The organism is Mechercharimyces sp. CAU 1602 (assembly GCF_024753565.1).
Lineage (GTDB): Bacteria > Bacillota > Bacilli > Thermoactinomycetales > JANTPT01 > Mechercharimyces.
In genome coordinates, this window is sequence record NZ_JANTPT010000005.1 from 23,120 (window position 1) to 47,672 (window position 24,553).

21 protein-coding genes and 1 rRNA gene are annotated in these 24,553 nt (G+C 43.5%); 16 read left to right on the top strand and 6 right to left on the bottom strand.

Annotation, left to right across the window (positions count from 1 at the left end; translation table 11 throughout):
* Positions 1 to 45 precede the first annotated feature (45 nt).
* The 4 genes from NXZ84_RS14620 (at position 46) to NXZ84_RS14635 (ending at position 6,077) form a co-directional block, all read left to right on the top strand.
* Positions 46 to 1,347, top strand: coding sequence for a hypothetical protein (locus tag NXZ84_RS14620; RefSeq protein WP_258841085.1), 1,302 nt, complete (start codon positions 46 to 48; stop codon positions 1,345 to 1,347).
* A 34-nt stretch (positions 1,348 to 1,381) separates the two neighbouring features.
* A complete protein-coding gene (locus tag NXZ84_RS14625; RefSeq protein ID WP_258841086.1) occupies positions 1,382 to 1,987 on the top strand; it encodes a sortase in 606 nt (201 codons plus the stop codon).
* Between the two features lie 230 nt (positions 1,988 to 2,217).
* Positions 2,218 to 4,038 (top strand): hypothetical protein, encoded by a 1,821-nt coding sequence (locus NXZ84_RS14630; protein ID WP_258841087.1) that lies wholly within the window; start codon positions 2,218 to 2,220, stop codon positions 4,036 to 4,038.
* Between the two features lie 212 nt (positions 4,039 to 4,250).
* Positions 4,251 to 6,077 carry a hypothetical protein gene (locus NXZ84_RS14635; RefSeq protein ID WP_258841088.1) on the top strand — a complete coding sequence of 609 codons (1,827 nt, stop codon included), beginning with the start codon at positions 4,251 to 4,253 and terminating at the stop codon, positions 6,075 to 6,077.
* Positions 6,078 to 6,166: 89 nt separating this feature from the next.
* Here NXZ84_RS14635 and NXZ84_RS14640 read toward each other — a convergent pair whose 3' ends face one another.
* The 3 genes from NXZ84_RS14640 to NXZ84_RS14650 all read right to left on the bottom strand — a co-directional run bounded on the left by NXZ84_RS14640 (position 6,167) and on the right by NXZ84_RS14650 (position 12,776).
* Positions 6,167 to 10,684, bottom strand: a complete 4,518-nt coding sequence (locus NXZ84_RS14640) for a glutamate synthase-related protein (RefSeq protein WP_258841089.1) — start codon at positions 10,682 to 10,684, stop codon at positions 6,167 to 6,169.
* A gap of 388 nt (positions 10,685 to 11,072) precedes the next feature.
* Positions 11,073 to 11,465, bottom strand: coding sequence for a globin domain-containing protein (locus tag NXZ84_RS14645; protein ID WP_258841090.1), 393 nt, complete (start codon positions 11,463 to 11,465; stop codon positions 11,073 to 11,075).
* 6 nt (positions 11,466 to 11,471) lie between these two features.
* Entirely contained in the window at positions 11,472 to 12,776 is a 1,305-nt protein-coding gene (locus NXZ84_RS14650) for a glutamate-1-semialdehyde 2,1-aminomutase (protein WP_258841091.1), read from the bottom strand.
* 252 nt (positions 12,777 to 13,028) lie between these two features.
* On the opposite strand from NXZ84_RS14650, the gene NXZ84_RS14655 reads away from it, so the two are divergent.
* Genes NXZ84_RS14655 through NXZ84_RS14665 form a run of 3 tightly spaced genes read left to right on the top strand, consistent with a single transcriptional unit; the run spans position 13,029 to position 16,513 of the window.
* Entirely contained in the window at positions 13,029 to 14,933 is a 1,905-nt protein-coding gene (locus NXZ84_RS14655) for a hypothetical protein (RefSeq protein ID WP_258841092.1), read from the top strand.
* A 60-nt stretch (positions 14,934 to 14,993) separates the two neighbouring features.
* Positions 14,994 to 15,752, top strand: a complete 759-nt coding sequence (locus NXZ84_RS14660) for a sporulation protein (RefSeq protein ID WP_258841093.1) — start codon at positions 14,994 to 14,996, stop codon at positions 15,750 to 15,752.
* Positions 15,753 to 15,754: 2 nt separating this feature from the next.
* Positions 15,755 to 16,513 (top strand): sporulation protein, encoded by a 759-nt coding sequence (locus tag NXZ84_RS14665; RefSeq protein WP_258841094.1) that lies wholly within the window; start codon positions 15,755 to 15,757, stop codon positions 16,511 to 16,513.
* Positions 16,514 to 16,575: 62 nt separating this feature from the next.
* On the opposite strand, the gene gerPC is transcribed toward NXZ84_RS14665, so the two are convergent.
* Positions 16,576 to 16,872 carry a spore germination protein GerPC gene (gerPC, locus tag NXZ84_RS14670; RefSeq protein WP_258841095.1) on the bottom strand — a complete coding sequence of 99 codons (297 nt, stop codon included), beginning with the start codon at positions 16,870 to 16,872 and terminating at the stop codon, positions 16,576 to 16,578.
* Between the two features lie 158 nt (positions 16,873 to 17,030).
* Here gerPC and NXZ84_RS14675 point away from each other — a divergent pair, with 158 nt between their 5' ends.
* The 6 genes from NXZ84_RS14675 (at position 17,031) to perR (ending at position 19,933) form a co-directional block, all read left to right on the top strand.
* Complete coding sequence (locus NXZ84_RS14675) at positions 17,031 to 17,423, top strand: Hsp20/alpha crystallin family protein (protein WP_258841096.1); 393 nt, start codon at positions 17,031 to 17,033, stop codon at positions 17,421 to 17,423.
* Between the two features lie 71 nt (positions 17,424 to 17,494).
* A complete protein-coding gene (locus NXZ84_RS14680; RefSeq protein WP_258841097.1) occupies positions 17,495 to 17,701 on the top strand; it encodes a spore germination protein in 207 nt (68 codons plus the stop codon).
* Between the two features lie 36 nt (positions 17,702 to 17,737).
* Entirely contained in the window at positions 17,738 to 18,085 is a 348-nt protein-coding gene (locus NXZ84_RS14685) for a hypothetical protein (protein WP_258841098.1), read from the top strand.
* A gap of 80 nt (positions 18,086 to 18,165) precedes the next feature.
* Positions 18,166 to 18,639, top strand: coding sequence for a thioredoxin-dependent thiol peroxidase (gene bcp, locus NXZ84_RS14690; RefSeq protein WP_258841110.1), 474 nt, complete (start codon positions 18,166 to 18,168; stop codon positions 18,637 to 18,639).
* Between the two features lie 114 nt (positions 18,640 to 18,753).
* Positions 18,754 to 19,401, top strand: coding sequence for an endonuclease III (gene nth, locus NXZ84_RS14695; RefSeq protein ID WP_258841099.1), 648 nt, complete (start codon positions 18,754 to 18,756; stop codon positions 19,399 to 19,401).
* A 94-nt stretch (positions 19,402 to 19,495) separates the two neighbouring features.
* Positions 19,496 to 19,933 carry a peroxide-responsive transcriptional repressor PerR gene (perR, locus tag NXZ84_RS14700; RefSeq protein WP_309495974.1) on the top strand — a complete coding sequence of 146 codons (438 nt, stop codon included), beginning with the start codon at positions 19,496 to 19,498 and terminating at the stop codon, positions 19,931 to 19,933.
* Positions 19,934 to 20,042: 109 nt separating this feature from the next.
* Here the strand turns inward: perR and NXZ84_RS14705 are convergent, their stop codons facing one another.
* The gene (locus tag NXZ84_RS14705) at positions 20,043 to 21,872 is read right to left on the bottom strand and encodes an AMP-dependent synthetase/ligase (protein ID WP_258841100.1); all 1,830 of its coding nucleotides are present in this window, start codon (positions 21,870 to 21,872) and stop codon (positions 20,043 to 20,045) included.
* Positions 21,873 to 22,441: 569 nt separating this feature from the next.
* Between NXZ84_RS14705 and NXZ84_RS14710 the strand changes: the two genes are divergently transcribed.
* Positions 22,442 to 23,170 (top strand): hypothetical protein, encoded by a 729-nt coding sequence (locus tag NXZ84_RS14710; protein WP_258841101.1) that lies wholly within the window; start codon positions 22,442 to 22,444, stop codon positions 23,168 to 23,170.
* Positions 23,171 to 23,173: 3 nt separating this feature from the next.
* Entirely contained in the window at positions 23,174 to 23,815 is a 642-nt protein-coding gene (locus NXZ84_RS14715; protein WP_258841102.1) for a sortase, read from the top strand.
* A gap of 63 nt (positions 23,816 to 23,878) precedes the next feature.
* On the opposite strand, the gene NXZ84_RS14720 is transcribed toward NXZ84_RS14715, so the two are convergent.
* Positions 23,879 to 24,199 (bottom strand): YgzB family protein, encoded by a 321-nt coding sequence (locus NXZ84_RS14720; RefSeq protein ID WP_258841103.1) that lies wholly within the window; start codon positions 24,197 to 24,199, stop codon positions 23,879 to 23,881.
* Between the two features lie 263 nt (positions 24,200 to 24,462).
* Here NXZ84_RS14720 and NXZ84_RS14725 point away from each other — a divergent pair.
* A 16S ribosomal RNA gene (locus tag NXZ84_RS14725) occupies positions 24,463 to 24,553 on the top strand; the annotation flags it as partial.

A 24,553-nucleotide genomic window follows, 5' to 3' on the forward strand; every position in this document is an offset into this window, starting at 1 on the left:
ATAATATATTCACTATAAATGGTATGGTTTTAGGAGGCACATATGTTGAAACGAAACGTCGTCTTATCTACTGCTTTAGCGCTAGGATTGATGGTAAGTGCATCACCTGCTCTGGCTAATGAAGCAGATGATAAAGGAGTAACAGAGATTACAGAAGAAAAAAGTGTGGAAGTAGTTGTAGGAGAAGTAGCAACGGATGCTACTGAAGACGCAGGGGCAGTTGAAGAAGAGCTTAGCGTTTCAGAGCCAACCGAAGAGGCAACAGGTGAGAATGCGACGCAGACTGATAAAGAGCTTGAAAATAACGATGAAACCGTTCATAGTGAAGATAGTGGGACTACAGTAGAAGAGAATTCAGCAGCAAGCGTGACGGAGCAAGAAGAGGGTGCTGTAGTTGAACATGAAAAGAAAGCTGATGAGAAAGAAAAGAGTGTTGAAGCCCCAGCAGCCAAGTGGACGATTGCTAGCATGCACTCTTTTGAGACGATAGACGAAAAGACATATCTTCGCCTATCTGTAGCTATACAAGGTAAGGAACAAGCAAAAGTAGCAGGTTCATTTACGGTTACGATTCCAGGACAAGGAAGTAAAGTAGTGAAGAGCAACGCAGAAGGGATGGCCTTCGTCGATTACCTGCTGAATGAAGAAAGTTCTTTACTCATGGGTGAGCAATATCATGCACATATCACTTTTACCGGGACCATTGGTGAGCTTTCTTATGTGAATGCACCGCTTAATAGTCAACACCTCATCAGAATGCCTGGTTTGGAGTTGTTTTTTGGAGAAAAATCGACTGATACAGATGCAGAGTTCGGCGGTAAAATTATTCAAGGGGAAGAAGCAAGCGGTGACTGGACCTTTACAGTAGAAGAGGTTGAATCTGGTGAAGTGATCGCTCGTGAAACATTGTTAGGTGTGAAAGGCTTACAACAATCATATCTATTCCTTGATTTAGCCAATATGTTGACAACAGGAAAGAGCTATTGGTTTACTGTTAATTTTGAAGGTGAAGTGGATGGCGTGTTTTTGGCGATGGATAGCTCCTTTTCATTAGAATTGAATGAAGAAGAGGTTGAATTGCCAGCAGCAACAGAAGAGGAAGAGCAAGTGGAGCAAACAGAAACGTTGAAAGAAACCAAGAAGGGGATAGCGAAGGAAGAAAATCTTAGCCAGCTTACCGACGCTAAAGAGAAAGAGAGTGTAAAAGAAGTGGCTAAGGGTGGTAAGCTACCGGAAACAGCAGCTACAGAGCCACATCAGATGCTTTTTGGTGCACTACTTGTTATGCTGGGAGCTCTCCTACTCGGGTTTGTTTATCGCAGATTGTCGACTCATCCCCTTCGCTAAGAATCAGATCCAACTAAGATGAGGATGGGTGTGAATGAGAGCCGTATTAGGTTTGATTGGTTGTGCACTTTTGATCGGTGGACTATATCTATTCTTGAGCAATGGGCTCTCCTTTTGGGAACAGTATCAAGTGGCTGAGGTAGATGTGGAAGCGGCACGTAAGGTGGATCAGAACTGGGATGATCGTAAGCTGCTCCCTGTCATAAAGGGAGAGGACCAACAGATGAATCCACTGCGGGGCGAACAGATTGGGAAACTAATCATTCCGCGTGTCGGTTATAACCTGCCGATTGTGGAAGGAACGAGTGATGCGGATCTAAAAAAAGGTGTGGGCAGATATATAGGAGAAGGAATGGTTTTCCCCGGTGAACAGGGCCATGTTTCTCTAGCTGGTCACAATAATACGGTTTTTTCCGAGTTGGGTGAACTGGAGAATGGTGATCGCATCACGATTAAAATGAATAGTAAACAGTTTGTTTATCAAGTGCATAAAACCTATATTGTGGATGCGGACGATACCAACGTGTTAGTGCCGACAGAAGATGCAACCCTAACGCTTGTGACGTGCTATCCCTTTGGGTTATTATCCGAAGCAAAAGAGCGTTATATCATCGAAGCAAAGTTGATTGAAGCAAAGTAAGTACAAAGGCCTTTACATCGAAAGATGTGGGGCCTTTTTTATTTTTTAATCAGAAGGAGATGGTATTCACTTATTTCAAGGCTTATATGCAAATAAAAAAATAAAAATTAATTATAATGTAACAATTTTGCTAAAGTGAACTAAAAAGGGATTGTTGTTTCGAATAAGGTAATATAAAGGTTTTTTATTCCATCTATCAAGTATTTTATAAATGGAAATGAGGTTATGTGATGACGAAGAAATTGGTATCTGCTTTTATGACACTGATTATGGTGTTTACTCTTATGGTACCGTTGGCAATAGCCACACCTTCCGAGGAGTTGGAAGTAAAACTGGATTTGGTGAAAGGAAAGTTGAACGCACATGTTCTCCCGAGCGGACAGACCGATGGATTCTACTCATATTCGATTTATGAGAAAGGTGGAAACAGAGCTAGTTGTGACATTGATTGTACTCCCGCTGGTGGAGAGATTGCAGGTGCGAGGTTAGATGTGGATATTAGCACTGCGATTGCAAAAATGGATATGAAGAAATCTTATGAAATTTATGTTGAGTATAAGTTTGGTGAACAAGGTCCTGCAATCAGTAAAACGATAGATCTAGTCTTCCCAGATAAAATGAAGATCGATGCGAATTTTAATGAGAAGACCGGGAAGATCAAAGGTAAAATGATGAAACGTGATCTCACCTATGGTATGTGGAACGTGTTTGCCAAGAAGAAAGGCGAAGGGGAAAAGAAAATCTCATTGTTGCGCTCTGATAAGAAAGTTTGGAACAAAAAAGAGTTTAAAGCTGATATCAGTGATGCATTGTTTGATTTGGAAGCGGGAGAGTACACTCTCACTGTAAAGTTTACAGAGCTTTTCGCAGGTGGACTGAAGCGGGACTCTAATAAAGTGAAATTTAACTATGTGGTAGAGGAAGTACCAAACATCGATATTATGACCATTCCACTGTATGATGACCATGGAGGATTAGAAGGGTATGATGTGCGTGCTTCAATCAACGATGATCGTTTTACCGATCAAGTGAAGGGAACATGGTATTACAAATTTATTGATGAACAGAGCAGTATCGTTGTTGATGAAGATGTATCTGATCACAATACTGGGTACCAGTGGGTGAACATTTATTATAATACACCCGGAAAGTATACCGTACAAGTCGACTTTGCAGGAACGAACGATGGAAAGCCGGTAGAGCTAACTGGTGAAAAAGAGTTAATTATTCCAAACGACTCAGATTCATCTACGGTAGGGATTGATGCTTCTCACTCCTTTGTCGATTTCATGAATCCAGAGGGTGGAGTAGAAGATGTAATGGCAGTGATCGATGTGGAGTTATACAACTTGCCTGCAGGTGAAGTAGATGGGACATGGACTTTTGAAGTTGTAGACAAAGATAATTTCAAAACGTATAAAGGTCAGGAAAAGCAATCCGTTCAGTATTCTTTGGAACAATTTAAGGAATTGGAAATGGGCAAAGGCTACGAGATTATCATCACATTTTCTGGGAAGGTTGGGAAGGAGCACGATATCGAAGTAAGTACTTCGTATGTGTTGCCGATACCTGGATTTGAAACTAACTATGAGTGTAAAGATGGCAAGATAACGTTAAGTGGTGCTGTTCTTAATGGGAAGTACATCGAGGGAGATTGGTACTTTAATCTTTGGAAAGATGAGAAGCACGTTGCAGGGGGTGAACTGCTAGATCATAGCGGACAATTGCAGGCATCGTATACTTTTGATCAATTAGGTGCTGCTGATTTAGCTACGATTACATTTGAAGGAATGATTGATGAAGAAGAGATTGTTCTGTGGTCTGTACTCCCAGTGAATGAGGGATGTAAAGCGGATCCTGGAGATAGTACTACTGTTATTACCAATCCAGATGACGGAAAAGAGATTGTGGATGATATTAAGGGAGGGAAGCTGCCAAGTACTGCAACAGAAGAACCGAAAGGAATGCTATATGGTTTGATTGTCGCAGTGTTAGGCTTGATGGTTTTGGGATTTGTCTTTCGTAGCAGAATCGTGGCCTGGTTTCGGTAAATAAAGAAAATAACGCAAGTGATTCAGTGTAAATAGGTAATCTAACCTCTTCATTTTTGGTGAAGAGGTTTTTTATTAAGTATTGAGTAAACTTAGTGATATTTTCTATTTCTTTTCACTAAAGTACACTAAATAATTTTTTGGTTACGAATAACTAGATGATAAGATAGAATTACTACCTTGAAATCCAAAATAAAGAAGGGGATTACACAATGTCGAGAAAATTTTTAGCTAATTTTATGGCAGTAGTCATGGTGTTTACATTACTAGCACCGATGACTTTTGCTACACCAAGTGAAGAGTTGAATGTCGAGGTAGATTTAAAGAGTGGAGAATTGAAAGCGGCATTGCTCACGGGTGGACAAGCAGATGGTCTTTACTCATACTCTATATCTGAAAAAGGTGGCAACCAAATTGCTTCAGCTGAGCATGTCTTTGAAGGCAAAACCCTCCATGAAAATATTAGTGATGTGCTCTCTGAGATGGATCTAAAGAAATCTTACGAGATTCGGGTAGAGTACCAAGCAGGTAAAGATGGGGATATGATTAGTAAAACCATTGATTTCCAATTCCCGGACAGGGTGAAGATTGAAGGGATATTTAAAGCAGAAGAATCTATCATTACGGGTGAATTGACAAATCGCGAGTCAGCGTATGGCGGTTGGTATATTACTGCCAAGAAAAAGGGTGAGCAAGAGGAGACCTTACTACATACCTCTGACAAGATTTCCTGGGGTGATGATAAGGGGTTTAAAGCTGAAATTCATGATGCGCTACGTGAACTTGAGGCAGGTGAATATACCTTAACCTTAATGTTTACGGAGAATGTAGCTGGATTAAAGAGAGATTCCAATAAGTTGACATTTGATTATGTGGCGGAGGAAAAGTCAATATCACAACCTAAAGTGGAGGTCGAGACGCTTCCGTTGTATGATGCTAACGAAGAATTAGAAGGCTACGATGCGCGCGCGACCATAAAGGGTAAAGATTCTACAGCTGAAGTACATGGAAAGTGGAACCTTCAATTCGAGGATGAGCATGGGGAAACATTATATCGTAAGGAGATAGATAGTAAGGATGGCATGAATTCAATATCATTGAAGGCTTACATGGAGGATGCTAATCTAGCGATCAATGTAATAGTAGACTTTAAAGGAAGGGTAGATGGAGTCCCAGTGGAGTTAAGTAAGATACAAGAGATTACGATACCCGACAACACTATGAGTGTAGATATTGAGTCCTCTCATTCTTTTGAGTATATCTCTAGCCCAGATGGAGAAGAGGAGCGCTTGTTGGCAGTAGTCGATGCCAACCTAAAAAACCTACCCGAGGGTAAGGTTGAGGGGAAATGGGAATTTAGTGTTGTAGATTATGATGTTTCAAGAGGAATGCAAGGTTCAGATCAACAGTCGGTAGAGTTTGATGAGCTTGGTATGGGTATGACTTATAATGTTCTGATAAGTTTTAAAGGTACGGTAAATGGCGAGAAGATTAATGCGGAAACCATTCACATTTTAGCGATACCAAAATTTGAAGCTGGTTATGACTGTAAGGATGAGAAAGTAACACTTAACGGTGAGGTATACATCGATACGACAGCCGAGTTCCTTAACGAAGATTGGTCACCTGAAATGGCTGAAGGAGATTGGTATTTTTCTCTCTGGAAAGATGATGAAAATATCGCTAGTGGAGAAAAATTAGGGGTGAGTGAGTGGGGAAGTTCGTATACTTTCGCTAGTATGGGAGAAGCAGATACAGCTGCTGTAGTGCTTGAGGGAACGGTTGATGAGCAAGAAGTTATTATGTGGTCAGTGTTCCCTGTAAATAAAGAGTGTAAAAAAATCCCGGGTAGCGGGAAAACCGTGATCGACAACGCAGAAGATGGAAAGAAAGTTGCTGAAGATATCAAAGGGGGCACATTGCCGAAAACTGCAACAGAAGAACCGAAAGGAATGCTATATGGTTTGATGGCAGCAGTAGCGGGTCTAGTTTTGCTTGGCTTTGCTTTCCGTAAGAAGCTGGTCTTACTTTTTCGTTGAGCTGTATGTATAAGCGATAGGAAATGCTGAAGACGGATGAAAAGAGTAACCCCCTCATTCTTGAGGGGGTCTTGTTTTGTTCTGGTATTTTATTCTGTCGAGATAGAAGGATCAGCCTGTACGCTATCAGGAATGACTTGCAAGAAGGAGGAGTCTAAGGCTGTTAATAGTGCAGTAATTTTCTCCGCTTCTTTAGCTTGTTCTGCTTTTCCTAATTCCTGTATATATAGAGTGAGCAATTCATTTAGATCTTCTTTTCCTTTTGCCGATAGGGGTTGTAGGCTTACTTTCGCGCCTTTGGCGATACGACGTTGGAGGGCCTCTTCATCCAACCCCAATTCAGGTTGTAGTCGCAAATAGACTACTCCTCCAGTCATTCCTGCACAAATCCACGGGCCAGGGTCACCTAGTACCACAGCTCTTCCCTCCGTCATATACTCAAAAGCGAACCCTTTGATGTTAGCACGATTACCGATCATTCCAAGAGAATCGGTCAAGGGCTGTTCGATTTGACCACCGATGATGATATCGGCACCTGACAGACGGATTCCGGCACGAGAGTCCGCGTTTCCTTGTACGATGAATAATCCTTTTTGCGCACCATAGCAGAAGCTTTTTCCGACGGAACCGTTAATCAGTTGTCCGTTTGCATTTGGAGATTTTAAGATAGAGACTCTACCTCCGAATGAGGTTTTACCAACTCCATCTTGCGCACCTCCCTGGACGATGACGTTCATTCCCTCTGCTTGGAAAGAGGAGAACCCATTACCAGGGACAGAACCCTCAGTAAATTGCAAGTTGGTTTCAGGGAGTTTGCGATAGCTGCCATCCAACCGATTGCGTACTCGTGCGCCGGACAAACTACTGACCAGGACACGTTCAGCACAGTGGGCACCAGCATAGGCGTAAGTTCCTCCTGCCTCGATGACGACACTGTTAGCTAAGGTAGCTTCTGCTTCTCCTCCAGCAGCGATCAACATATCTGATTGAATTGTTGTAGCTGCAACTTCGGCTCCATCTAGTTCCTTCCAGGTATCAGGTGTGGGATGTAAGAGGTCGTCTAAGCTCAAACGGGTGAGAGCTCGCTTCTGTACCAGAAGGTCAGAGCGTCCTACAAGGTCTTGTGTCCGCTCGAAGCCGAGTTGAGCCGTTAAGCGCTGTACTTCGCTACCTAGTGCGGTAAAGAGCGTCATCAAGCCTTGCACAGCTGCTTCTGACTGGCGTGGGACAAAGCGACGTAAGCCATGCTCTTTCGCCTCTTCCTCTGATTCGATTTGGGTCGCGATTCCGACATGACAAGTATCGAGATGACAGCCGCGGCAGGCTGTACAACCAATGGCCATCATGGCAAGCGTTCCAAAACCGATTCGGTTTGCACCTAATAATATCAGTTTGATGACATCGAGTCCGCTTTTAACCCCTCCGTCAGCCCAAATCTCTACTTGGGTGCGGAGATTGGCTTCTACTAATGCAGTATGAGCTGCTTTGACTCCGATTTCTGCGGGCAGGCCTACATGTTGCAATGCATGGATACGGGCTGCACCCGTACCACCATCAAACCCACTCAAGGTAATGATGTCTGCTCCTGCTTTCGCTATCCCGACAGCAATAGTTCCGATATTAGGGACGATAGGTACCTTAACGATAACTTTGGCTTTATTGTTGGCGGTTTTTAATTCAGTGATGATTTGGGCTAAATCTTCAATTGAGTAGATGTCATGATTATTGGAAGGAGAGATAAGGTCTACTCCCGTATTGGCATTACGTGCGGCTGCCACTTTGGCAGATACTTTTTTCCCTGGCAGGTGTCCTCCTTCACCAGGCTTGGCCCCTTGTCCGATTTTAATTTCCAGGATATTGGCCGAATTAGCTAGCTCCACATTAACTCCGAAGCGACCGGATGCGATCTGGTGACCCCGTGTGCGTGGATATTTGCCCAGCATATCTTTGATCTCTCCACCTTCACCGTTGAGACTCACCATATTTAAACGATCAGCCGCTTCTGCATAGGCACGGAATGGGATCTCGCCTTGCGAGCCGAAAGACATTGAACTGATGGCGAAGGGAAAGGCATGATCACCGATAGATAGATCAACGCTGTCTGGTGTTACGGTCGTCGGACCATCATTCTTTAGGTCAAGGACATGACGTAAACTGATCGGAGTCTTCTCTTCGATCTCAGTTAGTTTGGTAGCAAACTCCTGATAGTCAAGGGTGCCAGCGGCAACTTGGGTGAGCGGCTTCCACAAGCGTGGCCATGCGTGAAACGTGCGTGCAGGTCGTACTTTCTCCTTGTGATAATCCTCATAGCGCATGAGAGCATCTGTGTGAAAATCGTCCCACGATCTACCTGCCTCGTTTGTACCTGCGTAATTTACAATCTGCAGTACATCTGCTACTTCTTGATGCAAACCAATGGCGGAGAATAGGCGTGCGTAACCCCGTAATTCATGGATACCAATAGTGGAGAGAATCTTCTCCAGTCCTTTGTTGATCGCTTCAAACAGTTGGGTCTCCGATTTTTCTTCTTTGTCAGCGATACTAGCAAACATAAGTGATGGCGAAATCGCATCAGCTCCCAACCCTAAAGCGATAGCAATATCGTGTAGATTGCGGATAGCTGATGAACGAAGAACCAGGCTGGTACGACGACGTAACGTATCTTCACCCTGAGCAACGGTTGCCAGCTTTAATGACTGGTCAACTTTAGAAATTGCTAAATGAGGATCTAAGAAGAGGCGATCTTGTGTATGACAGCCCTCATCACTGAAGATTAAGCATGTCATCCCTGCTATAACGGCTTTCTCTGCTTCTCGAGCGAGAGCATCTAATCTCTCTGGAATGGTCTCTTCTTTGCTATACGTAAGAGAGAGTGTTGCTACCTGACCTCGTTGAAAAAAGTAGTGGAACACTTGCTCATAAGAGAGTGTGGCAAAGGATGTAACAACCTCACTTGCATGTGGTCCTTCTATTAAGAGTGGTGAAGGGAGTTCCAACTGATCGAGTGCGTGTTGATCAGCCCTGTTTTGCAGGGAAGGGCGCCGACCTAGATAGACACGAGTAGAAAAATGCTCCTGCTCCCGTTCACGATCAATAGCAGGGTTGGTAACGACTGCAACACTTTCTTTGATAAAGTCAGGGATATTTTGACGAGAATCTGCCAAGCAAGCCAGTGGTCCATCGTGTCCTAAAGAACGGATGGGATCACTACCTGTATCGGCCATTTGCTCCACCATCTGAATATGTTCGCGATCCCAGCCAAATGCAGCGTATGCTTGATCTGTTGCTTGCGGAAGGGCTGGGATTTGTGGTTTGGTTAAGTTGGTTCCCGAATCCTCTAGTGTTGATGCAAAGTATTGATGCAAGTTGATCCGTTGTTGGCACCGTTGTAACACTATTTGTTGTAATTCATGGTGCTCAAGGATTTGTGGTTGCGGTGTTAGTGTTACCCCGATTGTCTCTCCTGGGGCGAGAGGCTTTGGCTCGCGTACCATTTGATGGACAGGAATAACACCTTGCTCAGAGGAGAAATAAAAAGATCGATTGCTTTCAACAAGCCACAGGGGCCGTAGACCTAGAGCATCCACACTAAAAGCGCACTCATCGCCGTAACGAGAAACAATGCCAGCAGGGCCTTGAGCAAAAGGTCCCCACGCCCTACGGTAATAGGTATAAAGGTTTTGTAATGGTAGTGGAAGTTGTTCGATCTCATGTTTGATAACTGGAAAGACCATCTCAATCGCTTCAAATAGAGAAAACTGATGATGATGGATCAGTGTTTCAATCGTGCGGTTGAGGTCTTGCGAGTCACTGCCAAAAGAAGTGATAGGAATGTCTAGCATATGCGCCTCGTCACGTAGTTTGGAGATCGTATTAATTTCACCATTGTGTCCAAGTAGAGAAAAGGGCTGTACACGCGAAAAGTTAGATAAGGTATTGGTTGAATAGCGGTTGTGTCCGATAGAGGCCGCCGTTTTAAATTCTATATTGGTTAAGTCTTCGTAGTATTTAGGCAGTAAATTTGCTGCACCCATTGCTTTATAAACAACGGTACGATTACTAAGTGAAGAGATGTGGATTGGAAACTGTTCTTCCAGTTGGACTGCCAAGTCGAAACAGAGGCGCTCTATTTCATCTACCTGTGGGGATTGGAGCGCTATTTGCCAGAAGTGAGGTTCATCTGAACGTGCATGGTTTCCCAAAACATGGCTATGAACATGATCCAGTTCTTCATGCATAATAAAAAATCCTTGCCGGTCAAATAACTGCCGAATGGAAGCTTGGATCGAAGTGGCATGCTCAGTTTTAGGAATAAAGATGTGAGCAACAACAAAAGTGTCATCATTTACAAAGTCTGCATTTTTACCTTGTAACGATATCTTTTGTGACCATAAAGCACGGGGAAGATCTGTGAGTAGACCCGTTCCATCCCCTTCTCCAAGAGCAAAGCCGGAGCGGTGTTCCATTTTGACTAAAGCATCAATTGCATCTTGCATATTTTGATAAGTAGGGTTTCCATCTTTTTCAATAACGGCAACGATACCGCAACTATCATGTTCGTCTGCTAATAAATGTTGAAATCGTCCGATATGTTCATGTCTATTCATACGTAACCATTCACCCCTAATCGCAATAATTTAATAAATTTTTTAAGGGCACGCTTTTTTGTGCAACATACGTACAGTTAAGTAAATATAGAATACCATGAAAATACACGAGAAACAAGATGAGTAGATTGATGTTTATTCAATTTTGGTGATTGGAGAGGAGAAAAGAGTAGGAGTTTCCTCAGTTAATCTGTATTATAACAGAGTTGCTATATCAATGTTTATGTGTTGCATACAGCAGTGATGATCATTGAAGAGGTGAAAGCGCTTTCGTTTATTATTTATAAATATACAAAAAAGCTTATTAAATTCTATTTTTTGCGGCATATGAAAAGGAGCGAGCAACCGCTCTTCTCCAATCTTTAGAGCGGTTGCTCGTGTGGGTTATTTACGATGGTGGTTCGGGGGTGTTGATCATATGGCGTGCCGTCGCAAGCAGTCGTCCCCATAACTCTTCTCGCACAATCCCTGTGAGTTGAATCTCATCTAAGGCTTCATACATACATTGTAGCCATGCTTCTGCGCGAGTAGGGGTAACCTCAAAGGGGAGATGACGAGCTCGTAGCATCGGATGACCATGCTTTTGTGAGTAAAGCCCTGGTCCACCGAGGAATTGAGTAAGAAATAAGGTTTGTTTCTCCATTACAGGTTGAATATCTTCGGGAAAGAGAGGGGCTAAATCGGGATGTGCCTGTACCCGTGGATAGAAGGCTTCTACAAGTTCTTTAATCGTTGCTTCTCCTCCCATGCGTTCATAGAGGGAAAACGCTGTTTCGGCCACTCTAAATCACTCCTGCTCCATGGTTTTCATTTGTTTAAAGCATCTTTCTACAGCGAGTAAAGTAGTGTCAATATCATGGTCGGTATGAGCTGTAGTTAAAAACCAAGCTTCGTATTTTGACGGAGCAAGGTAGATTCCTTCTGCCAGCATCAATCTAAAGAAGAGCGAAAAGGCTTCACTGTCTGTGCTTTGTGCGGTTTCATAATTAGTGATGGGGTGATCACTAAAATAAACAGTAAGAGCTCCGCCGATGCGATTGATTTGGATTGAGATCTCATGTTTTTTTGCGGCTGCGGTGATGCCATCTTCTAATCTGCGTGCCAGTCGTTCCATGCGTTCATATACTCCTGGTTGTTGTAAACATTCTAGACAAGCGATACCTGCTTGAATAGAAAGAGGATTGCCAGCCATAGTACCTGCCTGGTAAGTTGGACCAGTTGGTGCAATTTTATTCATCAATTCCCGTCGTCCTCCATAAGCACCAATGGGTAATCCCCCTCCGATGATTTTGCCTAACGCAGTTAGATCTGGCTCTACTTGATAAGCGCTTTGGATTGCCCCGTAGTGGAAACGGAAGGCAGTGATCACCTCATCATATATGACAAGAGAACCATAATGATGTGCAAGGTCATTAACACCTTGTAAAAATCCTTCATGTGGAGCGACGATACCAAAGTTACCGACCAAGGGTTCAACAAGCACCGCTGCTACTTCTTCACCCCAGTGCTCAAGGGCTTCTTTTAGCGCGTCTAAATCGTTGTAGGGGACGGTGATTACTTCTTTAGCAATACTTTGTGGGATGCCTGCACTGTCTGGAATACCCAACGTTGACGGGCCTGACCCTGCTTGTACAAGTACGAGATCAGAGTGTCCATGATAACAGCCGGCAAATTTGATAATTTTATTACGTGAAGTAACGGCACGTGCCAAGCGTATCGTGGTCATAACGGCCTCAGTACCGGAATTAACAAAGCGAATTTGTTCCATAGATGGAATAGCATCGCGTAGCATTCTTGCAAACTTCACCTCTTTTTTTGTCGGTGTTCCATACAAAGTTCCATCGGTAGCTGTTTGAACGATGGCAGCTGTGACAACGGGGTGGGCATGACCGAGGATTATAGGACCAAAAGCCCCTAAGTAGTCGATATAGCGACTACCATCCTCATCCCAAAAGTAGGCTCCCTTAGCTTTTTTCATAAATACGGGGGTGCCACCTCCAACCCCTTTAAAAGAACGTGACGGGCTATTTACTCCGCCGACGATTACATCTTGTGCTTCTAGATATAGTTGTTCTGAGCGATGTCGTAACAATCGTGCTCCTCCTCAAATGTGGTTCCATGTACTCTTATCCATTCTAGAGGCTCTCTTCCCTTATCTGCAAGATATAATCTCAAAGGGGGAGAAGTTTTGTGTGCAAATAGAGGAAAAACATGCTTAAAAGCCTGTGAGAAACAGCGGAAATGTGGTATTCTGACAAGGAGCTAACCTTATTTTGCACATTTTCGAGAACCCACTGTAGTGTCTTATTTTTAGAATGTGAGTTTTATTGGAGGAGAGAGTCCAATGGCTTTCTTTAAAGCGGGGGACCGTTATAGAGATTATCTAGTTGAACAAACCTACCCTTTCTTCAATGGAGAATGGGCAATTGCGCAAAAAAACAACGAAAAATGGCATTTGCATCAAATTCCTTTAGTTAAACAGGCGCCACCCAGATCGATCCAGCAATATTTAGCTTTGCGGGATGAGATTATGCTTCCAGTAGTAGAAGCGTTTACGGAAGAGCGATCCTTGGTTTTGATTCATCCATATGAAGATTTGCAGTCGTTCCAATCGATTGCCTCTCACGAGCCTGTAAAGGAAGAACAGGTGATAGAGTGGGCAAAGCAGTTGTTAAGAATGGATGCCAAACTACGTAGTCAAGCTTTGCCTATGTATTTCTTACTAGATCCTCGCAATATAGCGTTAACAGTAACAGGAGATCTCCGCATCTGTTTCTGTGGTGTTCATCGCGTGACAGAACAGCAACAGAAAAACGATTGGGGAACTTTTTTTTACATAATGGTTACTGGCAAGCTAAATGCAGAGAAGGTTGATAAAATACCTGATTCTATTTCAGTAAGTAAATATATGGTTCGACTAATGCAAAAGTGTCTGCGTACAGAATCTGTGGATGAAGTTTTATCACAAATTGAGGCATATGAGCGGAAGAAGTATTCAAAAGGGTTCTTAAGTAAACTTTTTGGGGGCTCAGATCAGAACAAAGAGGAAGAAGAAAGCGTTGATTCTCACCAAGGCGATGAAAAAAAGTTTACGCCTGATTCAACAGCATTAAGCGAAATTCAGCAACATAAGACCGAGGTAGATGTAGAGACGGAACGACTTCAACGAGAGCGCTTAGAGCGAGAGCGTCTGGAACGAGAACGTCTCGAACGAGAACGTCAACGCCGGGAAGCGGAAGCAGAGGCACAGCGCATAGAAGAAGAACGTCAACGCCGGGAAGCGGAAGCAGAAGCAAGGCGCCAAGAAGAAGAGCGTCAACGCCGGGAAGCGGAAGCAGAAGCACAGCGCATAGAAGAAGAGCGTCAGCGCTGGGAAGCGGAAGCAGAGGCACAGCGCCAAGAAGAAGAGCGCCAGCGCCGGGAAGCGGAAGCAGAGGCAAGGCGCCAAGAAGAAGAGCGTCAACGCCGAGAAGCGGAAGCAGAGGCACAGCGCATAGAAGAAGAACGTCAACGCCGGGAAGCGGAAGCAGAGGCACAGCGCATAGAAGAAGAACGTCAACGCCGGGAAGCGGAAGCAGAAGCAAGGCGCCAAGAAGAAGAACGTCAGCGCCGGGAAGCGGAAGCAGAAGCACAGCGCATAGAAGAAGAGCGTCAGCGCTGGGAAGCGGAAGCAGAGGCACAGCGCATAGAAGAAGAACGTCAGCGCCGGGAAGCGGAAGCAGAGGCAAGGCGCCAAGAAGAAGAACGTCAGCGCCGGGAAGCGGAAGCAGAAGCACAGCGCATAGAAGAAGAGCGCCAGCGCCGGGAAGCGGAAGCAGAAGCACAGCGCCAAGAAGAAGAGCGCCAGCGCCGGGAAGCGGAAGCAGAGGCACAGCGCCAAGAAGAAGAGCGTCAACGCCGGGAAGCGGAAGCAGAGGCACAGCGGATAGAAGAAGAGCGTCAACGCCGGGAAGCGGAAGCAGAGGCACAGCGCATAGAAGAAGAGCGTCAACGCCGGGAAGCGGAAGCAGAAGCACAGCGCCAAGAGGAAGAGCGTCAACGCCGGGAAGCGGAAGCAGAAGCAAGGCGCCAAGAAGAAGAACGTCAGCGCCGAGAAGCGGAAACAAAGCGCTTGGAAGCAGAGCGCTTAGAGCGAGAACGTCTTGAGTTGGAGCGATATAAGGCTGAGCGCTTGAAATTGGAAAAGAAAGCGCATGAGGAGCTAGCCAATCAATTTAGAGAATATAACGATCATATGGGGATGGACTGATGCCGCTCATCCTGATTTGAAAGTTATGTGAAGTGAACAAGTGGGAGGAGGTGTCTTACCATGCTGCAAAAAGCTTTGGCTAGCTTTGGTGTGGGCACAGCAAAGGTGGATACCCGTTTAGAGAAGAAACGGTATTGTCCGGGTGAGGTTATTGATGGTGAGGTCTTCATTCGTGGTGGACAAGTCGCACAGCGAATTGACGATATTTATCTATATCTTGTTACGCATGTAGAGAAAGAAGAAGAAGTGGTTCCTTACGTAATGAAAAAGTATTGCTTGTGTGAGGTCTTTACAATAGAGCCTGGTGAGTATAAGATTGTCCCTTTTAAAATACGTCTTCCGTATGAAACCCCTATGTCAACAGGGAGATTTCCGGTTTACTTTAAAACGGGATTGGATATAAAACTGGCCGTTGATCCAAGCGATATTGATCGAGTGGAAGTAGAATTACACCCTGCAGCTGATCAGATGATTAAAGAGATTGAAGAAGCTGGGTTCATCTTAAAAAAGGTGTTTTGTCAGAAAGAAAAAGGGCCACAGGAATTTGTGCAGGTTTTTCACTTTCGTCCTGCTGGCCGCTATCACGGGTATGTAGACGAACTGGGAGTGGTGTTTCATTTGGACGCTGACACAGTTCGAATGGAAATCGATATATTGCGCGGTTCCCTTACTTTAACAAGTACATTTATGTGGGCGATTGATCATCCCGAAGATTCATTTAGAGTAAATAACGAATTGCAGGAAGGACAACGTTCTAATCCGTTTGAAAGCATGAAGTCTTTACTGCGGCAAGGGATTCCCATTAGAGGAGGAAGTTAAGAATGTCATTTTTTTCAAAAGCACTCGCCAGTATGGGAATTGGTGCTGCGCGTGTAGACTCACGCTTGGAAAAGTCGGTCTACCATCAAGGGGAAACGATATTTGGGGAGATCTATATTCAGGGTGGGCAAGTTCGACAAAAAATTGATGAAATATATCTTTATCTCATCGTCCGTTACCATGAGGGAGATGCAATGAAAGAGTATAAGATCGATGAATATCGGATCTCAGAAATCTTTGAGATTGGCCCGCAGGAAAATCGAGTCGTTCCATTTGAGATTCAACTGCCGTATGACACGCCTTTAACTACTACTGATACCCTGATTTACTTGAAGACGGGCTTAGATATTCAAATGGCTATTAATCCCAATGACGAAGATGGAATAGAAGTACGTGCCCATTCAATGGTGGAGAGAATTGTGACTGCGATTGAAAGTGTTGGGTTTCACTTAGAAGAAGTGGAATGCGAATTAAGTAATCACTACTCGCGGTATCCGTTTGTACAAGAATTTAAATTTGAGCCTAACTATGGGTATAAGCAAGATATTGATGAATTAGAAGTTATTTTCCATGTTGGTGAACATCAAGTAGAGGTGGACATGGAAATAGATCGTAAGGCGAGTGACTGGATGGGTTCACTTGAAGAAGCTTTAGCATTAGATGAGCGAATTGTTCGTTTTACGGTTTTAAGAGAAGATGTGGAAGAGCGTTCTAACAACCTCGAGTTAAAAATCCGTGATATATTAGAAGAACATGTGTGATTAAGGAAAGCGACGAAGACTCTAGTATCACAGTCTCGTCGCTTGTTTTACAAGTAAACCTCTTACTTTTTCTTTTTTTGTTCTGCTCCTAATCCACCTAGCTGTAAATCTGCATTTCCCCCTTCTCGTATGTCTTCCATCATACGTTCCATTCCTTCAGCATCTCCTTGAGTGGTTAGCCCTACATTTAAGGTTCCACTTAATGTATCTACATTTAATTCTTGGATTTTATATTCTATATTTTCAATTACTAAGGGCTGGATTTCACTGAGTTTCGTTCTTAACTCAGCATTTTCTTTTTTTACTCCCTCAATTTCTTTTTGTAGTTGATTGATACAGTCCCATAGATAGGCATACATATATTTTCCCTCCGCTGAAGTGATATTGTTAAAGTATATGGGAAATCCAATATATTTGAACCGATAGAACGAAGGATGGCACTTTTTTTGTGTGGGCGAATAAAATAGGGGTAGGAGCATATAGATTTGTGTGAAATCGAGAAGGGAGAGAGCATCGTATGTATGACCCTCAATCCTTTCAAAAGTGGAGTGTACTAGCTAAAAAATTTTTTGGAGAAGAGTTTTGGTCTGAGACGATGGGCGATACAGAAGGGGCTTTTTCAGGACCTAAGGTAGATGTGTATCATACACAATCAGAAGTAATTGTGTTGATCGATATGCCAGGGATTGAAGATGTTTCGCAGGTTACTTCCCGGGTTCAAAATCAAACACTTCATCTAAAAGGTGCATACCGCTCTCGTTATCCAGAATACGAGGCAGTTCTAAGAGAACGTGACTCAGGCGCGTTTGAGCGGGACATCGATTTAAATGTACCAGTTACTACTAAGAACAGTTCGGCATCGTACAAAAAAGGTATTTTGGAAATACGACTACACCGGTTAGATCTGTAGTTAATGTTCACATGATTTTGCTTCCCCACATAGGATACGTTAGCAGGCGGTTGACGTAGGAGGGGTGAGCAATGGCCACTATTAATAATATTTTCAATTTAAAGATCCAAAGTGTTTCCAGTGCTGGTTCTGTCAACTTTGGGAATACCATTAATATTGGGGCGGAAAGTAACAGTAAGTCGTTGGGCGGCTCATCCCCAATCGGTGATTTTGCGAAAAATATTGACTTTGAAAGGAACTTAGAGATTGATCCGGATGTATTCGATCAATCACGTTAGTGGCAAGGTGAAGGGGTGCTTCACTTGATTCGAATCATGATTTTTTCCGTTAATGTGGACACTGTAAGCGATGCGGGATCGGTTAACATCGGCAACACAATGAACCTTGTCAACAAGTCACCTCAAGGCTCTTTACCCCCACCTGTAGATCAAGATCAGCCAGCTCCTGAACAACCTACCCCGGCATTGCCAGGAGCTGAAACCCCGCAAAGTCCTGGTACGATCACTCCTCCTCTATCAATGCAGGAGCAGATGGTATCTGCATATTCTTATACTCAAACTTATCCATACAATACGGATAAATGTATTCACTTAGGTAACATGAGTGTGCCAGGAATCGCAAATATAGCTCAATTGTTCGATGGTAGTGAAAAGGAGCGGTAGATAGAAAGTAGATGGGGAATCATGGTTTTGAACGGCACCTTTTGTGGTAAACTTATGGGGATCATGCTATGGAGGTGCTTATTGTGATAAAAGAAGGAGATATCGCTCCATCCTTTTCCTTGCCTGCTTCAAATGGCGAGAAGGTTTCATTGGCAGACTTTAAGGATGAAAAAAATGTTGTTCTCTATTTTTACCCTAAAGATATGACACCGGGATGTACGACAGAATCATGCGAGTTTCGTGATCAAACAGAGGCATTTGCTGATTTAGATACGGTTATTATAGGTGTTAGCATGGATGATCTCGATTCTCATGAAAAGTTTATTGCTAAGTATAACCTTCCTTTCTTGTTATTAAGCGATACTGATGCGGAAGTGAGTAAAGCGTACGATGTGTATAAAGAAAAAAATGTATTTGGAAATAAGAAGTTAGGTATCGAGCGTTCCACCTTTATTATTGATAAAGAGGGCAGGATCGCCAAGGCATATCGGAAGGTGAAAGTGGACGGTCATGTGGACGAGGCGTTAACATTTGTAAAAGAACAGCTAACCTAATAAAAAGAAATGTACATATTGAGATGGTGCAGTGTGAACAGCGCACCGTCTTTCTTTTTGTGTATAATGAGGGATAAGAGAGTTTAGTCATGAGAAAGGTGTGTAAGGAAAAAGATGACAGCTAAACCGAAGCGAGTTCAGACAAGAAAGATTTTAGATTCGCTTGCACAGATGTATCCGGATGCTCATTGCGAATTAGACTACCGCAACCCGTTTGAATTACTAATTGCCACAATCTTATCTGCCCAATCAACAGATCGACAGGTTAATAAAGTTACAAAAACATTATTTACCAAGTATCCGACGCCGTCTGCGTTTTGTGAAGTAACGGATGTAGAAATTGCAGAGGAGATCAAAGGATTAGGTTTATATAGAAATAAAAGTAAAAATATCCTGAAAACATGTCGGATTTTAGTGGAAGACTATAATGGAGAGGTACCTGCGAACCGAAAAAAATTAGAGCAACTACCCGGTGTAGGACGAAAAACAGCCAATGTTGTCTTAAGCAATGCTTTTGATATTCCTGCCTTGGCGGTCGATACTCATGTACTGCGAGTAGCTAATCGTCTTGCCCTAGCCGATAGCGATTCGCCACTTCAGACGGAGAAACAGCTAATTCGGCGAATTCCACGTAGAGAGTGGACAGATGCACATCATCGAATCATTTGGCATGGACGACGTGTTTGTTCAGCTAGAAAGCCAAAGTGCTCCTCCTGTGAGTTGTTGCCTTACTGTTGGTATGGGAAACAAGCGATCCATTGACAAAAGGTTGATTTCGCCTATACACTATTGATAGATATTCTAATTAAAGAATCATTTTATAGACTGGGATGCAAAGTGGGTGATGTAGATGGCCATGATAGATATGAATGGTCGGTTAAAACGGGCGATCACAAGGTTGAAAAATAATAGCGTACGCATCACACCACAGCGGCATGCGATTCTCGAGTATCTGTTGGAAACATCAGGGCACCCAACTGCAGATGAGATATATAGAGCGCTTGAGGGGAAATTCCCCAACATGAGTGTTGCAACAGTGTATAATAATCTGCGGGTGTTTAAAGAAGCAGGGCTTGTACGTGAGTTGAACTTCGGGGATGCATCCAGTCGCTTTGATGCAGACATGAGCGATCATTACCATGTCATCTGTAATGACTGCGGAAAAATGGAAGACTTTGAGTATTCATTGCTGCTGGATATGGAAAAAGAGGCGGCTATAAAAACAGGCTTTATTGTAGACTCCCATCGATTGGAGTTTTATGGATTATGCCCCGCTTGCCAGAAGCGGGAATAGAAACCCCCCTTTGCCAACTTTGCAAAGGGGGGTTTTCAGTGAGTCCAGCATGGGAGTTTATAGGCTTATAAGTTGAGTACGATGAGGGAGAGGGTAAATGCTATTCCAATTATGCTTGTGCAACAGGAGTTAAGTGCGCCCCTTCAAGTGGATGGTCAGATGAGTGATATAGGGTAGCGATGGTATCTGCATAATTTTTCTCCACTTGAGAGATACGGATCTTGAGAGTAGGGGTAAGTTCTCCTTTATCGGCTGAAAAAGGCTCTTTCAAGATCGCAAATGTTTTTGGTTTTTCGTAGGAAGCAAAATCTTTTAGTAAACGATCCATTTCCTGCTGGATCAGTTGTGAAAGTGCAGGGGATTGATTCCACTGCTCAGGAGTGGTTTCTGACCAGCCGTGCTTTTCTGCATGCGCTTTCAAAACTGAAAAATCAGGAACAATCAGAGCCGATACATATTTGCGGTTGTTGCCGATTACGGCAGATTGCTGTATAAAGCGGCTCATGGAGAGCCTTTGCTCTACTGCTTGGGGGGAAACATTTTTACCTGTAGATAAAACGAGAATACTTTTTTTGCGGTCTACAATTCTGATACAGCCATCTCCGTCCATCTCTGCAATATCCCCAGTATGGAGCCACCCATCTGTAATCGTCTCTGCAGTTTTTTCCGGTAAGTTGTAATATCCCATCATGACGCTCGGGCTTTTCGCAAGCAACTCGTTATCGGCACCTAAACGAACCTCTGTACCAGGCGCAGGTCTACCGACCGTACCAGGACGTGGTTCTGTTAGTCTTGTACAGGCGATGAGGGGGGCACATTCTGACATTCCATACCCTTCAACAATAGGAATGCCGATTTTTGTAAAGAATTTGCAAATCTCTGCGTTTAGCGGAGCGCCACCAGAAACCATCAGACGAATTCGACCGCCCAGTTGCTCATGGATTTTTGTAAAAATAATCTGTTTTGCAAGAAGGTATTTCCATTCGAGTGAAGAAGGCAGCGGGTTATTATACGACTTAGCCGTGTGTTGATAGCGTTGTTCTGCAATGGACAATCCCCAGTAAAAAAGCTTTTTCTTTAAGGATGAGCCCTGATGGACCTGTTCAAATATACCTTGATAAATTTTTTCGAATAAGCGAGGCACACTGACGGCAAGCGTGGGTTGTACTTCTCGCAAGTTTTCCGATACAGTGTGGATACTCTCAGCATAGGCAATGGTACCACCTTGGTATAAGAGGCCAAAATGAGCAACGGTTCGTTCGAAAATATGAGATAATGGTAAGAATGACAATGTTCGGTCACGATAGCTTACATCTACAAATTGTTGCATAGATTCAATGTTGTTTAGGATGTTGCCGTGTGAGAGCATTACACCTTTAGGTTTTCCTGTGGTTCCTGATGTAGGGACGATGGTAGCTAGCTGTCCCCGCTGGCATTCTTTCCATGAGGTAAGAGATTGTAAGTGATTAGAGCGCTCTCCTTCTTCTAATAACTGTGAAAAATTAAGGATGCGTTCATCACTCGTATCTACTTCATCACTCATCAACACTAGCTTCGTTAGCGATTGAGGCCAGGAGGAGACCTGTTGGAGCCGGTTGCGATTCTGAACAAAGATAAGGTTGACATCGCAATCTTCCAGAATATAAGTTACCTTTTCCCCGACGAGTGTAGGGTAGATTGGGACAACGACAGCTCCTAAGCTTAAAATAGCAAAATCAGCGATTGCCCAGGCGGGGGAATTGTCGGATAAGATTGCTACCTTGTCATTGGGACCCACTCCTAGTTTTTTAAGCCCACTGGCAGCGTGAGTAACTTGCTTCCATAACTCTGCATACGTACAAGACCGATAAGCCCCGTCTTCTTTCCACATCAGTGCCTTTTTGCTAGGGTAGCGATGGGATGAACGATGTAACATATCCACTAGATTTTGTGGTAGCACAGTTTAACCCCCTTTTAAAAGAAATGATAGAAAAAGCAAAGAACTTCAGAAAGTACAGTTTTAACAGAAATGAAATCGGTTTCAATTTGGTGTAAACGATTTCAAATAAACTCTTACTCGTATTATAACGAATGATAGCGAAAAAAAGAACACTCTTTGACGATAAATTGTCATTTTTACTCTCTAAAATCAAAGGAGATTCCAATTTAAAATGATATGAAGCTTTGCTTTTGCAATATTCTATCGGTCAGAAAAATATAGCTTTATAACCATTTACAACTCTACATTTCCATAATATAATCAAAGATGTACAAGCCCAACTTACGCCTATCAGAGGAAAGTTTATAATATAGTGTATACTTATGGATGTTATAGTGTGCTATATGTACAACGTTATGAGCAGTTATTCTCGTGGGTAGTAAGGCAGTGTAGGAACCTAATCTACTATATAGTATGTTTCATTTTGTTGCTACACCCGATCGTTGATTCTATGAAACGAGAAGCTGGTCATTCCGATGGTAGAAGTTAGTATGGGGTATATTTGAGTAGGGTCTAGAGGAGGAAACAGTTTGAAAAGAAGAACACTCACTACTTTGCTATTATTAGCGGTATTTGGGTTTATGACAGTCGCTGGATTTTCGTTAAGTGTTACGACATATGCAAATCCAGCTAATGATCCAGGGGATCCACCAACGGATCCAGAGGATCCACCAACGGATCCAGATAACCCACCAACGGATCCAGAGGATCCACCAACCGATCCAGAGAATCCACCAACCGATCCAGGGGATCCACCAACTGATCCAGGGGATCCACCAACTGATCCAGGGGATCCACCAACGGACCCAGGGGATCCACCAACGGACCCAGGGGATCCACCAACGGATCCAGAGGATCCACCAACGGATCCAGAGGATCCACCAACGGATCCAGAGGATCCACCAACGGATCCAGAGGACCCACCAACTGATCCAGAGGATCCATTAACTGAGCCAGATACGGGTAACTCCGGCGATGGGGAAGCCAATGTAGGTAACGATAGCGGATATTCCCAAGGTGAGCAGGGTACTTCTAATGAATCGATCGTTAATACTCAAGCAGGGATAGGTTCAGATAGCATTTTACTAGCCGATAGTTCAGCTGCGAGTGATGGTGAGTTAGATAAGAATCAACCTAAAACAGAGGATGGCGGTAAATTAGCCAAGACAGGTGCTAGCCCACTTCCTTTGTTGCTCATGGGTTTTGGGATGCTTGGAATGGGCGCTACTCTGTTTCAACATTACCGCAAAGTAGTATAGAGGATGCGTCAGATTGGCTTGCTGGTTAGTGTTTGGTTGATGTTGTTAGGCGGCTTAGTCGTATTTGACCAAGGACAGCAGTGGTTAAACCAACAACAAGCGATCAGTGAGTGGCGTAAAGCTGGAATCAAGGAGCCCCAACCTAAAGCAACTGTGGTTAATTTCACGCTCAAATTAGCCCGTCAACTGCAACACAAGAAGCTTATTTTTTCGCCACAGGGGATACGGTGGGAACAGAGGCCGCGGAGCGGAGAAATATTTGCGCAAATCTTTATTCCTAAGTTGGGTGTAAAAGTTCCCATTGTTGAAGGGACATCAGAGAAAGAGTTAGAGCGTGGGGTAGGGCACCATATAGCATCTGTACTGCCCGGAGAAGGAGACAATGCGGTGTTAGCAGGACATAATAATACCGCTTTTACTGGACTGGGTAAACTTGTCGAAGGGGATCAACTCATAGTGGAATCAAAAGAGGGTGTGTTTACCTATATTGTAGAGAAAACCTGGATTACAAGCATGGATGATCGCACGGTAATCGTCTCACACGAACAACCTCTTTTGACTGTTTATACATGTTATCCATTCGATGAGATAGGCTTTGCAGAAGAACGTTATATCGTACAGTCACGATTAATTGGAATAGAATAACTTTTGTACCCATCTATTTTAGTAAAGGGATATAAGGGTTTGGACCCTTATATCCCTTTTTGTTTATTGCTTTACGTCATGATCAGACATGGGCGCGTGTTTTGGATCAACCGATAAAATAGCTTTACAATACATACACTCATCTGTTTTCCCCAGAAGTTTTGTCACGCGATGACATTGAGGACATTTTACCTTAGGGGCATTTGTGGAAAGGGTGCCAATCCAGAAATAGATCCCAACACTTGCAAATACAGCGAGCATGCCAAAAATAAAGAAGATCGGCATTGCTTTTGGCCATAGGAAACCAAGGTACATGATTCCGAAGCCAATAAAAATGAGCAGTAGGGCAAAGGTACGAATTTTATTTAATTTGCCGGATAGCATAGAAAAACCTCCATCATGAAATGCGATTATGAATGTAGTATATCATGCTGTGGTTATAGGTTAAAAGAACGATTAGTGAAGAATAAAAGGGTGGAAGTGTGTAAAAAGTTTGCCATGAGGGTTGACTCCACGAGATTATAATGCTACCATAGTACTTGTCGCTACAATAGAGTGTAGCACGAAAGAAATGATAGAAAACGTTCCTTGAAAACTGAAGAGCGAAAGATAGATCCAAGTCAGTGAAATTTGAGCAATCAAATTCTTTTATGGAGAGTTTGATCCTGGCTCAGGACGAACGCTGGCGGCGTGCCTAATACATGCAAGTCGAGCGGAGGAAACACCTTCGGGTGTGGA